This window comes from Desertivirga xinjiangensis (assembly GCF_024436435.1).
Lineage (GTDB): Bacteria > Bacteroidota > Bacteroidia > Sphingobacteriales > Sphingobacteriaceae > Desertivirga > Desertivirga xinjiangensis.
The window spans coordinates 74,128-88,993 of the sequence record NZ_JAFMZP010000006.1 but is presented as its reverse complement, the minus strand read 5'-3'; the positions used below and the strand labels follow the sequence as shown (position 1 = coordinate 88,993).

Below are 14,866 nucleotides of genomic sequence, written 5' to 3'. Positions count from 1 at the left end.
GCAGGCGATTTAAAAATTTCAAATAACACACATGAGAAATACACTTATCCTATTATCCGCTTTATCGTTTTTTGGCCTCGCTTCCGTAGCGCAGCAAAAAAATGAAGTTTCACCTGCCCGGATGCAGGAAGTATACAACGAAATAAAAACGCCTCATAAATACGGACTGATCATAGTGCCGGATAGTGATTCAAAGAAAATGGATTGTCCTAGCGTTTTCCGAAAAGGAAAATACTGGTACATGACCTACGTGATCTTTGACGGCAGGGGGTACGAAACCTGGTTGTCAAAAAGTAAGGACTTGCTTAACTGGGAGACGCAGGGACGTATCATGTCCTTCGGAGATTCTACTGAATGGGACGGAAGCCAGAGAGCCGGATATATTGCTTTGCAGGATAACAAATGGGGCGGCAATTACAAACTGAAGAAATACAAGGGAAAATACTGGATGTCGTACTTTGGGGGGGCGGTAAAAGGATATGAGGCAGGAGATTTGAGCATTGGAATGGCTTATACTACAGGTGACCCCGCAAAGGCTCATGAATGGCAGCGTTTTGACAAGCCCTTATTCAGCTCAAAGGACGCTGATGTTCGCTGGTGGGAAAATCGTAAGCTTTTTAAGAGCAGTGTGGTCTGGGATAAAAACAAAACAACAGGACATCCCTTCGTAATGTACTACAATGCAAACGGTGACTCTGCAAAGAACAACATTAAAACCCGCTGGTTTGAACGTATCGGCATGGCGGTTTCTGATGATATGAAAAATTGGAAACGCTTTAATCCGGAGCCCGTTGTACATCACCCGGTTGGTATAACGGGAGACGCCGTTGTTCAGAAAATGGACGATGTATGGGTGATGTTTTATTTCGGTGCTTTCTGGCAGGATCGTAAAGGCGCGTTTAATCGTTTTGCAGTTTCTAAAGACATGGTGAACTGGACTGACTGGACAGGCGAGAACCTTGTGCAATCCTCAGAACCCTATGATGAATTGTATGCACATAAATCTTTTGTGGTAAAACACAAAGGTATTGTATATCATTACTACTGTGCAGTGAATAAAAAAGAGCAACGCGGAATAGCAGTAGCTACTTCAAAAGACCTTGGAAAGAGCAAGGTCAGTTTCAATATTAAAAGTAAGTAACGGCTAAATAAAATGTACAAAGCTTTTTCAAAATACCTTGTTGCTGCTGTTATATTTTTTGCGCTCTCGCTGGCGAGCACTGAAGCGGCTGAAATCTGGGTGGCTCCAAATGGAAATGATCAGAATCCGGGTACTAAAGGTAAACCGATGGCTGATATAGCCCAGGCTTTAAGAAAGGCAAGGGAGTTGAGACGTTTATCCGATCCTTCAGTAACAAAAGGAATTACAATCATATTAAGAGGAGGGGTTTATTCCCTTGAAGAACCAATTGTTATACGTCCTGAAGACTCAGGTACTGCTGACAGTCCTACAATCTTTCAGGCAGCACCCGGCGAATCTCCGGTTATAAGTGGCGGCATTAAAGTGGGAGGCTGGAAGAAAGCTTCATCAAATATCGCAGGTATACCTGTAAGCGCTCAGGGCAAAATTTGGGAGGTTGATGCACCCCTGATCGCGGATCAGGTTTTGGACTTCAGACAGCTATGGGTAAATAACGTAAAGGCTACCCGCGCGAAGGATACTCCCGAGGGCTTAATGAACCGGATCCTTTCATGGAATCACAAAGAGCAAACTTGCTGGATCCCAAAGCCGTCTGTTGATGTGACGAAGGCTAAAGGGCTCGAAATGCAGATCCACCAGTGGTGGGCAATCGCCAACTTAAGGATTAAATCTGTTGAGGTAAAAGGCGATAGTGCAAAACTATCATTTCATCAGCCAGAAAGCAGGATCCAGTCTGAACATCCCTGGCCTGCACCCTGGCTTTCAAAGCAAACTGGCAACTCCGCTTTTTTTCTTTCAAATGCTGCGGAGTTCTTAAATGAGCCGGGAGAGTGGTTTCTGGATAAAGAGAGGCGTAAGATCTATTACTGGCCAAGGAACAACGAGAATCTAACTTCTGCGAATGTTACTATTCCTTACCTGGAAACACTGGTAACTATGCAGGGGACTATCGATCGTCCGGTTTCTTTTGTTTTTTTCAAAAGTATCGGTTTTCAGCATTCCAGCTGGTTACGTCCATCAAAGGAAGGCCATGTTCCTCACCAGTCGGGAATGTATATGCTGGATGCCTATAAGCTAAAGATCCCGGGAACACCCGATAAAAAGGGCATGGAAAACCAGGCCTGGGTTGGTCGCCCCGCTGCGGCTGTAAAGGTGGCATTTGCTAGTAATACAGGCTTTGAGGCTTGCCGTTTTGAGCATCTGGCTTCGACCGGACTAGACTACCATCGCGGAACAAGGAACGACCTGATAAACGGAAACCTGTTTAAAGATATTGGAGGAACTGCTATTCATGTGGGGGTATATTCTGATGAGGCCCACGAAGTGCATGTTCCTTATAATCCTGAAGATGAAAGGGATGTATGCACCAATGTAACCGTGAGTAATAACCTGGTAACCGATGCTGCAAATGAGGATTGGGGCTGTATAGGTATCAGTGCAGGTTATGTAAAAGGAATTAAAATTGAACATAACGACATCAGCGAGGTGTCTTATATGGGCATTTCAATGGGCTGGGGATGGTCGCCTACGGTCAACACAATGCGTAATAACCGCATCGTGGCTAACAAGATCTACCGCTATGCGAAGCATATGTATGATGTTTCGTCCATTTACACGCTTTCGGCTCAGCCGGCTTCGGTTATAGCAGAAAATTATATTGACAGCATTTATAAAGCGCCCTATGCTCATGATCCTAATCACTGGTTTTATCTGTATACAGATGAAGGCTCCTCTTTCTTTACGGTAAAAAACAACTGGACTCCTTCTGATAAATACCTGCAGAATGCAAACGGTCCGGGTAACGTCTGGGAAAACAACGGTCCCCAGGTTGCCGACAGTATCAGGCTGAAAGCCGGATTACAGGATAAGTTCCGCTATCTTCTGAAAGAAAAAGCTCCGGCTTCTAAAAACTGGGAGATCAACCGTTCTGAGAGGACAAAAGTTATCGAATTGATTGGGAAGGAAGGCTCTGTCCATAATATTGAAAGAATTAAAGAGATCTGCAGGAAGAATGGAATTCAGGGTGACGCCGTTTATCAATGGAAGAATCATACCGTGATCTATGGTGCGATACAAAACCCGGACAAAATAAGTGCTGAACTCAAAGCAGGCTTTCCTGAAAGTTACACAAAGACTTACAATGCTCCTTTTTATGAATTTAACCGGCTGAAAAATTGCCCCGGAGCGCAGGGAGTTAAAGAATGGGATCATATCCTGCTGACGGCAAACCTGGTGAAAGATCAGACCCTGCAAAAGGAATACATGGATTATCATGCCACCCAGTTTAAAATGTGGCCGGAGGTATCAAAGGGTTTTTGTAATGCCAACTTCCAGCAGTTAATTATGTTCAGGAATGGAGACCAGCTGATGCTTATCATCAGTATCCCGAAAGGCGAAAGTCTCGATAAACTGAACCCAAAAACTACGGAGAACAATCCACGGGTTGATGAGTGGAATAACTTAATGAAAAAGTACCAGGAAGGTATTGAAGGAACCAAGCCGGGTGAAACCTGGGTGTTTTTAGAAAAGAAGTTGTAAGTAACTGAAATACTAACGTTAAACAGATTTGAATATCAACGAAAATAAAATGCTAAAATTAGGAATATTAGGTCTTGGCGAAGGCCGCAGTACTATCTCCGCTGCGCTCCAAAGCGAAAAATGGGAGTTAAAGAAAATTTGTGATATGAACGAAGAGATGTGCCGCCAGCGTGCAAAGGAGTTCGATTTTCACAATTATACTACATCTTACCAGGAGATGCTGGATGATAAAGAAATTGATGTGATTGCTATCTATACTCCAGATCATCTTCATGCTGAACACGTAAAGCAGGCTCTTCTGCATGATAAACATGTAGTTTGTACCAAGCCTTTTATCGACGATCTAGGCAAAGCCAACGAACTTCTGGAAGTGGCAGCCAAAACAGGCAAGAAAGTGTTTGTGGGACAAAGCTCACGTTTCTTCGAGCCTGTTAAACGCCAGAGAAAAGATTTTGAGGCCGGTCTAATTGGTGATCTGATCACCATCGAAGGATATTATCATGCTGATCACCGCTGGTTTTTAAAGAAAGGCTGGTCATTAAAACAATCGTTTAAATGGCTATATGGAGGCTTAAGTCACCCCACTGATTTTATTCGCTGGTATCTTCCGGATATAGAAGAAGTAATGGGTTACGGAATGCTTAGTGCTAACGGTGCCAAAGAAGGCTTAAAAAACCATGATACTATGCATTTTATTTTCAAAGCTAAGGACGGTAGGATTGCCCGTGTGAGTGGTGCTTATACCGGACCTGTGCAGCCTGTCATCCGCGACAGCGAGATGAGCTGTATTCTCCGCGGAACGGAGGGCTGTAGTCAGGCTGATTATATGGATCTGCGTTATGCGGTAACTACTAATACTGGTGAGGAACAAGTGATCACCTGGGAGCATAAACTGAAACATTATTTCCGCTTCGAAGGCAAAAGCCATCATGCCGGTGAGTACCAGAATTACCTCGAATACTTTGCCGATAGCATTAACGAGAACACAACCGCTTATCCGGATCTTAAAGAAGGTATCGGTACTATTGCCTTATTACAGGCAATGGACAAATCATTGGCAACCGGACTTCCCGTGAAAGTGGATGATATGTTGAAAGCTTATAATATTTCACGCGAATCTATCAGTCTCTAATTATGGGCAGTATCGTAGAACGCTTAACCATACTCGACTATGCTATAGTTGTTGCCTACCTGGTCATTTTATTTGTAATTGGTTACCGGGCAAGCTTTTCTGATAAAAAGAAAGAGGGTGAAACCCTCTTTCTTGCTAATAAGTCTTTAGGGTGGGCGAGTATCGGTTTCAACATGTGGGGCACTAATGTGGGGCCATCCATGCTACTTGCATTTGCCAGTATCGGATACAGCACAGGTATCGTTGCCCTGAACTTTGATTGGTACGCCTTCGTCTTTCTAATGCTGCTGGCATTGGTTTTTGCTCCGAAATATCTGGCTGCTAAAGTTTCTACGATGCCCGAGTTTATGGGTAACCGTTATGGTGATTCCACCCAGAATATTCTGGCCTGGTACGCTCTGATCAAGATCCTGATCTCCTGGTTATCTCTTGGCTTATTTGCCGGAGGTTTTCTCGTAAGGCAGATATTAGGTATACCCATGTGGGAATCCGTGATCGTTTTAGTGCTTTTTGCAGGGATTTTTGCTTATGCCGGAGGTCTGAAAGCTATTGCTCGGGTGAACGTCTTCCAGATGATCTTGCTGATAGGGGTTTCACTGACCTTAACAGTGCTTGGGATAATGAAGGTTGGAGGGATTTCCGAGGTTTATAACAGTGCTCCTGCTCACTATTGGGATCTGATCCGTCCAGCCAGTGATGAAAAATATCCCTGGCCTGCCATATTATTAGGTTATCCTGTTGCAGCAATAGCATTCTTTTGTACTGATCAGGCGATGGTACAATCCGTTTTGGGTGCAAAGAATCTGGAGCAGGGTCAATTAGGTGTGAATTTCATCGGCTGGTTGAAGATTCTTTCATTGCCTTTATTTATCCTTACGGGTGTATTATGTTTTATACTATTCCCCAATCTCAACGATCCGGCGGAAGCCTATATGACCATGGTGACTAACTTGTTTCCTCCGGGCATGAACGGTCTTGTGATAGTGGTTTTGATTGCAGTGCTGGTAGGAACCATAGGTTCCTCACTTAATTCGCTTAGCACTGTATTCACAATGGATGTTTATGCAAAGAAGATGAATCCTAACGCTACGAATGAACAGATCATCAAGGTGGGAAGGCTGACTGTAATTGCCGGATGTGTGTTCGCTGTAATGATGGCCTTAGCGATTGACAATATTAAAGGATTAAATTTATTTGATGTTTTTCAGTCAGTATTGGGTTTTATAGCACCTCCTCTGTCGGTTGTTTTCTTATTAACCGTATACTGGAAGCGTACTACCAGGAAGGCTGTAAATTTCACCCTTTCTGTGGGTTCGGCATTTAGTCTAGGTGTAGGAGCAACCTACCTTTGGATACTAACTCCGGATAAGTTTCCATTCTGGCCGCATTACTTGTTATTGTCGTTCTACATCTTTGCTTTCTTGTTCGCAGTAGCGATCCTCATCTCGCTGTTGGATAGATCACCTGAAATATATAAACCTGATGCCGAAGAAGCTAAAAATATTGCCAAGCCAACTTTTCGTGTAAAAATAGCCTGGACCCTCTTATGTATCGTAATGATAAGCCTGTATCTGTTTTTTAGTTAGCATGTACGTAAACATACCAATATAACTCTCTGATAATGAGCTCAAAAATTGTAAATTCAAAAAAAATCATACTTAGCTGTATACTGTTGCTAAGTGTTTTTCTTCCTCAATTGGCCCAGTCACAGTCAAAAGCAACCTGGATATGGTATCCTGGTGATTTTGAAGTGTGGCTTAGTAACAAAATGCAAAATCGCAGAACCGAAAGGGGATCATTTCTGCCTCCATTCTGGAAACTCGATAATCATTACGTACTTATTGATTTCCATAAGGTGTTTGATCTAAAAGAAGCTGAAGAGGCCGAACTCTATGTGGAAGGGCAGTATAACGTAAAGGTCGATGGGAAAGCCTTTTTTGGATATCCTAAAAAGATCACTATTCCAGCGGGAAAACATAAAGTGAGCCTGAAGGTATTTTGCCAGGACAGAGTCCCGGCGATCTATGTAAAAGGAAAAAATGTTGTGTCCGACTCGACATGGCTGGTTACTTTTGAAGATAAAGAATGGATTGACCAGTCGGGGAAAGCATCCGATCAATCGGGTACTACCTGGTTAAAAGCTGCATCCTGGAATTTTGACAGCCCATCTACACCTCCGTCGAAGTTTACTCTGGCAACAAAGCCGCAATCTGCCGTGAAAGTAGAAAGGAAATCTCAATCGCAGTTGCTTGATTTTGGAAGAGAAACTTTCGGCTATGTAAGACTTCATGGACTAAAGGGTACAGGAAAGGTTGAGATCTATTACGGAGAATCTAAAGAAGAAGCTTTATCCGAAGAACATGCCGAAACCCTGGACATGCTCGACGTGAACTTTCTCCAGAAGAGAGATTCAACGACTGAGTTGACGAAAGCATTCCGTTATGTAAACGTGAAACTCCCTCAGGGTATGTCGCTCGACTCTGTGTCGATGTTATACGAGTATTTGCCCGTAGCTGATAGGGGAGGATTCCGCTGTTCCGACCAGGAAATTAACCGGATCTATGATGTGGCTAAATATACTTTCCACTTAAGCACCCGGGAGTTTTTTATCGACGGAATTAAAAGAGATCGCTGGATCTGGTCGGGTGATGCTTATCAAAGCTACCTGATGAACTATTATCTGCTCTTTGATTCTCCTTCCGTAACGCGTACTACCCTTGCTTTAAGAGGAAAAGATCCGGTAACGAGCCATATTAACACCATTATGGATTATACCTTCTACTGGTTTATTGGTATCTATGATTACTATCTCTATACAGGTGATAAGAACTTCATTCAACAATTCTATCCGCGTATGCAGAGCCTGATGGAGTACTGCCTGTCGCGCAGGAACAAAAATGGAATGATGGAGGGCCTGGCGGGCGACTGGGTATTTATCGACTGGGCAGATGGTTTAAGTAAAAAAGGAGAAGTTAGCTTCGAACAATTACTCTTGGCTAGAAGCCTGGAAGCCATGGCCATTAGTGCAGATATTGCGAAGGATGCCGCCGGAGCAACGCGCTATAAGCAACTGGCAGAGGAGATGAAAACAAAGATCTTTGCTAACTACTGGAATGATGAAAAGCATGCTTTGGTGCATAGCAGGGTTGACGGTAAGCAAACGGACAATGTTACCCGGTATGCGAATATGTTTGGAATCTTTTTCAACTACTTTACAGAATCACAAAAGCAACAGGTTAAGCAGCATGTACTGTTAAACGACAAGATCCAAAAGATCATGACACCTTACATGCGTTTTTATGAGCTGGAAGCTTTATGTGCCATGGGAGAGCAGTCCTACGTGTTGAAAGAAATGAAAGATTACTGGGGTGGCATGCTTAAACTTGGTGCTACTTCTTTCTGGGAAGAATATAATCCTGCAAAAAAAGGTGCCGAGCACTATGAAATGTACGGGCGTAAATTCGGCAAAAGTCTTTGCCATGCCTGGGGGGCAAGTCCTTTGTATCTCCTTGGAAAATATTATCTGGGTGTTAAACCGCTTTCGCCAGCTTACCAGACATGGATAGCTGAACCAAATCTGGGTGGTTTAAAATGGATGGAAGGGAAGGTTCCAACGCCGGATGGGGAGATATCTGTTTATTGCAGTACTTCTGAGGTGAAGATTAAATCTCCTTCAGGTACCGGAACGCTTCGCTTAAAGAGTAAAACTAAACCCACTGTCGCAGGAGCGAATGTACAATCTAAAGGAAATGGTATTTATGAGGTCACTATTCCAAAAGGTAAGGAATTTGTGGTAAAGTATCGGTTGTAACCAGGTATCATTCCTGGTCTGCACACGCGGCGCGCGTGCGCACTGTCCGTAGTGTCGTGAGGGGGAATGTGCCGGTTGCTTACTACGGATTTATCCATTGAAGGAGAGTCTCCGACTCGATTAGGCATCAAGAATGGCGCTTAACGAGTCGGAGACTCTTTTTTATTCATGAATCCTGAGAGCGCTGCGCTAACTCCCAGGACAGTCTGGGGGATAATAGAGTCATCAATAGCCATGGCTAGTGCCCAGCCAGCGCGTGTGCTTAGAAAAACAGAACTTCTTCTTTAGTTAATTTTTAACCCTCCAGCATACCTATTTTTTTCTGAATTTTTTCCGCACATCTAATAACTTCAGGAAGGATCTCTTCATTCTCAACACCTTTGTTGATATTCAAAGTGGTTAACCTTGAAACCGTAATACAGGCTATAATACGAGAACCATTTAGTTTCACAGGGACAGCAATATCAACCACACCTTCCGCCAGATCACTCGTTCTAATATAATAACCATTGTCTGGGATCAAATCGATAGACTGGAGGAACTTTTCTTTCTGTTGTTTACTGTAACTTTTATAAATACTGTTGTTTTCAAGAGACGAAAAGCGGTCTTTATCTGTCATATAAGCAAGCAGGATCTTACCTGAAGCTGTCAGGGGCAAAGGAAAAAGGTTTCCTTCTTCTATAGAAAGTGCAATTGGTTCAGGGCTCTTCGCATGCAGAACCACCATTACCTGATTCATATATAAAACACTGAGATGGCATGATTGCCGTACCGTTTGCGCTAACTCTTCTAAAGGAAACTGCGCTGCTTTACAAAGTTCATCAATAGGTGAGTGCCGATGTGAGAGGTGATAGAGTTTTAACGAAAGACGATATTTCCCTGATATCTCATCTCTTAAAATATATCCACGGCTTTCCAGGCTCATCAGCATTCTGTAAATCTCGTTTGGGCTTTTATCAATTCCAACGGCAATTTCAGTTTGCGAAAGAGGAACAGATTTGGATGAGAGGTACTCCAGTATATCCAAACCCTTATCTAGTGCAGGAGCCTGGTATTTGTTGGCTTTTTCTTTCATTAATAATTGGACAGTTTAGGAAACATCCGGACAAACATACTAAATGGACATTCAAATATGTTCGTCTTTATGTACAATTAAAGAAATATAAATATAGTTTTCATATTTGAAAAATATATTTATATTTGAATAGTAAACCGAATCTACCAAATTCAGGAAAAGTAATTAAATCAGAAGCAGCATACCGTATAATTGGTAACCTACCTCGTATCTGAACTATTTTTTTGTTAACCAATGATAAATGAAAAACACATGGCCATGAAAAAAAATCCAGAATAAAAAGCAGGAATATTAAATATCCCTGCCCTAAGTGTTGATCTGCCAATCAATACTTACGAAGGCTAATTCTCGATCAATTAACCAATTAACAAAGTTATGAAAACTTTAAAACTAAATCCCTTTAGTTACATGGGGAACAGGGGAGCTCTGTGCGCCTTCTTTTCCCTGTTCTTTTCCATTCTCATATCTCAAAATCAAACAAGAGCCCAGGGCGCTATTTCGATCACAGGACAAGTAACATCAAGCGAAGGTGAATCACTTCCGGGCGTAAGCGTAACCGTTAAAGGCGGTGATGTCAGTACCTCAACGGATGTAAGCGGAAATTTCCGGATCGCTGTCCCTGCAGCTAATGCAACCCTTGTATTTACCTATGTCGGTTTTATTTCGCAGGAAGTGCCATTAGAAGGGCGAACCTCACTTAATGTCAGTCTTCGAACCGACAACAGAGCACTGGAAGAGGTGGTTGTTGTTGGATACGGCACGCAGAGACGGGTCAATTTAACCGGTTCAATATCTACCGTTTCCGGGACGACTTTAACTGAACGTCCGGCTCCAAACGCCGCCAACTTGTTGCAAGGCAGAGCCACCGGTTTGCAGGTAACCCAGCCTTCAGGAGAACCGGGAAGGGATAATCCCAGCTTTATCATCCGCGGCCGTGGCTCCTTTGGTTCTGGCACGAATATTCAACCTTTGGTACTGATAGACGGGGTTACCGGTTCGATCAATAACCTTTCGCCCCAGGATATAGAAAATATAACCGTTTTAAAAGATGCGGCTTCGGCGGCGATCTATGGGTCCAGGGGTGCTAATGGCGTAATTTTAGTCACAACAAAAAAGGGAAGAAAAGGTAAACCTGTATTTAATTACCGTTTAAACGTAGGTCGTCATGCTCCAACTGAACTTCCAGACCTGATAACCAATTCCGCGGAATATATGACGATGTTTAATACAGCAGCTACACGTCAGGGCATTGATCCTTTAACTGGTCAATACCAGCCAGAAGAGATTGAAAAGTATCGTAACGCGACCGACCGAAATCGATACCCTAATTTTGACAATGTCGATTATTATATAAACCCGGCCACCGTAAGTAGTCACAATCTTTCAGTGTCAGGCGGCACGGAAAAAAGTACTTACAATCTCTCTCTTGGATATCTTAACCAGGATGCAGTGATCAAAGGATATAAATTCAAGAGATATAACGGTCTGCTAAATTATTCCACTGAAATAAATAAGTATATTACTATAGGTACTACTGCCAACCTAACCTATAAAGACAGGCAGGAGCCTCCCTTCACAGGAGAAAGTATGACCCTTGCCATCTACGCAGCCGGGCCCTTATATGGACCATTTTTGCCTGATGGTAGTGGACGGGTGGCTTCAAAAGCTTATGCCTTTGAAGGCCGGAACCGTAATCCGCAGGAGTATTATGCCATGGGCGATCAGAATTTCAAGGAATATAATTTGAACGGTCAGGCTTACATAGATGTTAAACCGTTAAAGGGCTTAACCTGGTCGACAAAAGTGGCCGTGAATTATACCGACGAGTACTATAAGATGTATCAGCGTCCATACCAGGCATTTTTGTTTCAAAAAGCTGATTCTGATCCGGATCATGCATTTAACTCCTTCGGGCCTGATGTTCTTGGCGTTACTGACCAATATTCAAAGGTTATAAACCCTACGGTGTATTCAACGCTAACCTATGAAACCACATTTAGAAAAGATCATAATTTCCGGTTTCTGGCGGGGTATGAGCAGGTATCACATAAAAACCAGAACCTGCGCGGCAGAAGAACGAACTCTGCTGCTCCTGTTTTAGAAGACTTAACCGGCTACCTTCCCAGCGGGGAAACACTTTATTTTAATCACCCCCGTTTGCCCAGCTTGGCCGGGCCTTCAGAATGGGCCTTAAGATCATACTTTGGGCGGGTGAATTACAACTTTCAGGGCAAGTATCTGTTTGAAGCCAATCTACGCCACGATGGAACCTCCAAGGTATCACCGGAGTATCGATGGGGAACCTTTCCTTCCGTGTCAGCCGGGTGGTTAATAACAGAAGAAAAGTTTCTGAAAGACAAACTTAGCTGGTTAAGTAATTTAAAACTGCGTGCCTCTTATGGTGAACTCGGCAACCAGGATGTGGGTACTTATCTTTTCCAGGATAACCTGGCTATTAATAATGTCTTTTATTCTTTTGATAATAATACCCTGCAACAGGGCGCTGTAAATAATGCTTTTCGAGAACAATCTTTACGCTGGGAGTCGACACGTGTGCTTGATTTTGGATTGGACGCTGATATTCGTAACGGATTATTGGGTATAACATTCGATTGGTTCAATAAAACCACTTACAATATTCTCGCCCAGCAACCAATCCCTTCAAGCCTGGGTTTAGCTGCTCCAACTACAAATGATGGAAAATTACGCAATCGGGGAATTGAGTTAAATCTTAGCCATCAAAACAAAGTAGGTCAGATATCCTACGGAGCAAACGTTTTGCTTTCCACCGCAAAAAACGAAGTGTTAAGTATTCGCGTTCCAAATGAGGGATCCAGCATCCGCAGGGCCGGACTGCCCTGGGAGGCACATTATCTCTATATATGGGATGGCATTTTCCAGGAGGAAGACATTAATAACCCTAACGTCCCCGTTCATGCAGAGAATGTGAACCCTAAGCCGGGCGATCTAAAGATGAAGGACCTTGATGGCGATGGAGATGTTGATGCAAACGACCGGCAGGTGGTTGGCGGGGCGTATCCGGATCTTACTTATTCATTTGGACTGAACTTAGGATACAAAAGGTTTTCACTCAACGCATTTTTTCAGGGAGTAGAAGGGATTGCGAGCAGGGTTGTAGGCTGGGGTGTTGACCCTTTTCACCAGGGTGCCGCTCCAACAACCAAATGGAGAAATGCCTGGACACCAGAAAACAGGAGTAATACCATGCCTGCCATTTATTTACAGGGATATCCGGGCGTTCAGAGCTATGCGGCTTCAACATATTTCCTTCAGGATGCCTCCTACCTTCGTCTCAAGAACCTGATAGTTTCTTACGACCTGCCCTTGTTGCTTGCCAAAAAAGTAGGAGCAAGCGGGATTAACGTATATGTATCCGGGGATAATCTGTTCACTATTACCAAATATGAAGGTGGTGATCCGGAAAGAGCAAATCCTACAGGGAATTTTGCCCAATACCCCCAAACCCGTATTTATAATTTCGGAGTGAATGTTAAATTTTAAAACAGGAATCATGCTAACTCAATATAAAATGACCGTTCTCCTTTTGGCAGGTTTGCTTACAGGTACGGTATCATGTAAAAAAGACTTTCTTGAAAAAAATCCTTTAAACAGCGTTTCCAGTCAGATCTTCTGGGCTAATGAGAATGATGTAAAAACGGGCCTGGCAGGTGTATATTCCAGGCTCCAGCAAAACTTCTTAGGTTACGAAAGAATATACCTCGAGGGACTGACTGACAATGCCTACTTATTACCAGGTAACTCTAACCAGAATAATTTGCCTCAAATGGCAACAGGAAGTATCAGTGCAGGATTAGGAGGAGCTTTACCCAATATGTTCAGCAGTCCATACCGTTTAATATCATCTTGTAATTATTTTCTGGACAATGTCGACAAAGCGCCGATCAGCGATGCCGCTATGGATGTATATAAAGCAGAGGTTCGTTTTTTAAGGGCTTTTGGTTATTTCGAGCTGGTACAGGCCTTTGGAGGAGTACCTATTTACCGGAACTACTTCAAGCTTTTGGATGAATATAAAATTGAAAAAAGTACCAGGGAAGAAGTTTATGCCTTTATCCAGGAGGACCTTGATTTTGCGATAACAAATCTGCCTGATATTAAATACAATGGTCATGCGGTAAAAGGGTCTGCTCTCGGAATGAAGGCAAGGGTTTTGATCACACAGCAGAAATGGGGGGAGGCTGTTCCTGTTTTAGAACAGGTTATGGGTACGGCTTCAGGAAAGTTTAAGCTCTCGAATGATTATGCGGCCCTGTTTAAAACATCCGGCCAGGCAACAGCTGATGTAAACAGCGAAATTATGTTCGCTACACAGTATCTTGGGCCAAGTAATCCTCACCGGCTTTCGCCTGGTGCTTCGGGACTACATATTGAATTCATCAGAGATATACTGATCCAGCCCTACAAGGATCTTGCAGATGATTATGAGATGACTGATGGCAGGCCGGCCTCAGAATCGCCACTTTTTAATCCGCTGGCTCCATATGCCAACCGCGATCCCCGGCTGGATCTCACCGTAAAGTTGCCAGGGGAGGTATGGAGGAATGCTGCCGGTGTAGTTTATGACAGCCCATCCGCACCTGCAACCGGTTTCCTGGTAGAAAAATATGTAGATGTGGCCCGCGGACCCTTCGATCAGGCTTCAGCAGTTTCAACCGACCAGGACATTATACACCTGCGTTATGCCGACATACTATTAATGTACGCCGAGGCTAAAAATGAGGTACTCGCAGTACCCGATGCCTCCGTATACAATGCCATCAACGAGGTTAGGGCCCGGCCCGGTATTAACATGCCTCCGGTAGCTCAGCAAAAATATAATACAAAAGATTTATTGCGCGATTATATCAGGCATGAACGGAGGGTGGAATTTGCCTTCGAAGGGCAGCGTTATAATGATCTGAAACGCTGGAGAATCGCACATATTAAACTACCAACCTTAAAAGATCCTGCTAATACTCCGCTGGTTTTTGAAATGAGGAATTACATATTGCCATTCCCAACCACCGAATTGCTGAATAATCCGAGCCTTGTTCAAAATGAGGATTATAAGTAGTTTTCTGTTTTAAACGGGAAGGGAATAGTATTCTTTTCCCCGTTTTTTAGCTCTTCCAGCAAGGGCAAGATTGT

At 43.4% G+C, this 14,866-nt stretch carries 8 protein-coding genes; 7 read left to right on the top strand and 1 reads right to left on the bottom strand.

Annotated elements, in window-relative coordinates:
• The first annotated feature begins 31 nt into the window (after positions 1-31).
• The 5 genes from J3P37_RS15750 to J3P37_RS15730 are packed head-to-tail and all read left to right on the top strand — an operon-like array spanning position 32 to position 8,622.
• Positions 32-1,141 (top strand): glycosylase, encoded by a 1,110-nt coding sequence (locus J3P37_RS15750; RefSeq protein ID WP_256012309.1) that lies wholly within the window; start codon positions 32-34, stop codon positions 1,139-1,141.
• A 12-nt stretch (positions 1,142-1,153) separates the two neighbouring features.
• Positions 1,154-3,679 (top strand): L-rhamnose mutarotase, encoded by a 2,526-nt coding sequence (locus J3P37_RS15745; RefSeq protein WP_256012308.1) that lies wholly within the window; start codon positions 1,154-1,156, stop codon positions 3,677-3,679.
• Between the two features lie 49 nt (positions 3,680-3,728).
• Complete coding sequence (locus J3P37_RS15740; protein WP_256012307.1) at positions 3,729-4,811, top strand: Gfo/Idh/MocA family protein; 1,083 nt, start codon at positions 3,729-3,731, stop codon at positions 4,809-4,811.
• 2 nt (positions 4,812-4,813) lie between these two features.
• Complete coding sequence (locus J3P37_RS15735; RefSeq protein WP_256012306.1) at positions 4,814-6,397, top strand: sodium:solute symporter family transporter; 1,584 nt, start codon at positions 4,814-4,816, stop codon at positions 6,395-6,397.
• 35 nt (positions 6,398-6,432) lie between these two features.
• Complete coding sequence (locus J3P37_RS15730) at positions 6,433-8,622, top strand: alpha-L-rhamnosidase-related protein (RefSeq protein WP_256012305.1); 2,190 nt, start codon at positions 6,433-6,435, stop codon at positions 8,620-8,622.
• 295 nt (positions 8,623-8,917) lie between these two features.
• Here J3P37_RS15730 and J3P37_RS15725 read toward each other — a convergent pair whose 3' ends face one another.
• Entirely contained in the window at positions 8,918-9,697 is a 780-nt protein-coding gene (locus J3P37_RS15725) for an IclR family transcriptional regulator (RefSeq protein ID WP_256012304.1), read from the bottom strand.
• A gap of 375 nt (positions 9,698-10,072) precedes the next feature.
• Here J3P37_RS15725 and J3P37_RS15720 point away from each other — a divergent pair, with 375 nt between their 5' ends.
• Together J3P37_RS15720 and J3P37_RS15715 are read left to right on the top strand one after the other, a co-directional pair.
• Positions 10,073-13,219 (top strand): SusC/RagA family TonB-linked outer membrane protein, encoded by a 3,147-nt coding sequence (locus J3P37_RS15720; protein WP_256012303.1) that lies wholly within the window; start codon positions 10,073-10,075, stop codon positions 13,217-13,219.
• Between the two features lie 10 nt (positions 13,220-13,229).
• A complete protein-coding gene (locus J3P37_RS15715; protein WP_256012302.1) occupies positions 13,230-14,792 on the top strand; it encodes a RagB/SusD family nutrient uptake outer membrane protein in 1,563 nt (520 codons plus the stop codon).
• Positions 14,793-14,866: the final 74 nt, after the last annotated feature.

Bases quoted from the DNA above. Each gene is read 5' to 3' on its own strand.
- J3P37_RS15740 (WP_256012307.1), top strand. From the start codon at position 3,729: ATGCTAAAATTAGGAATATTAGGTCTTGGCGAAGGCCGCAGTACTATC.
- J3P37_RS15715 (WP_256012302.1), top strand. From the start codon at position 13,230: ATGCTAACTCAATATAAAATGACCGTTCTCCTTTTGGCAGGTTTGCTT.
- J3P37_RS15730 (WP_256012305.1), top strand. From the start codon at position 6,433: ATGAGCTCAAAAATTGTAAATTCAAAAAAAATCATACTTAGCTGTATA.
- J3P37_RS15750 (WP_256012309.1), top strand. From the start codon at position 32: ATGAGAAATACACTTATCCTATTATCCGCTTTATCGTTTTTTGGCCTC.
- J3P37_RS15745 (WP_256012308.1), top strand. From the start codon at position 1,154: ATGTACAAAGCTTTTTCAAAATACCTTGTTGCTGCTGTTATATTTTTT.
- J3P37_RS15735 (WP_256012306.1), top strand. From the start codon at position 4,814: ATGGGCAGTATCGTAGAACGCTTAACCATACTCGACTATGCTATAGTT.
- J3P37_RS15720 (WP_256012303.1), top strand. From the start codon at position 10,073: ATGAAAACTTTAAAACTAAATCCCTTTAGTTACATGGGGAACAGGGGA.
- J3P37_RS15725 (WP_256012304.1), bottom strand. From the start codon at position 9,697: ATGAAAGAAAAAGCCAACAAATACCAGGCTCCTGCACTAGATAAGGGT.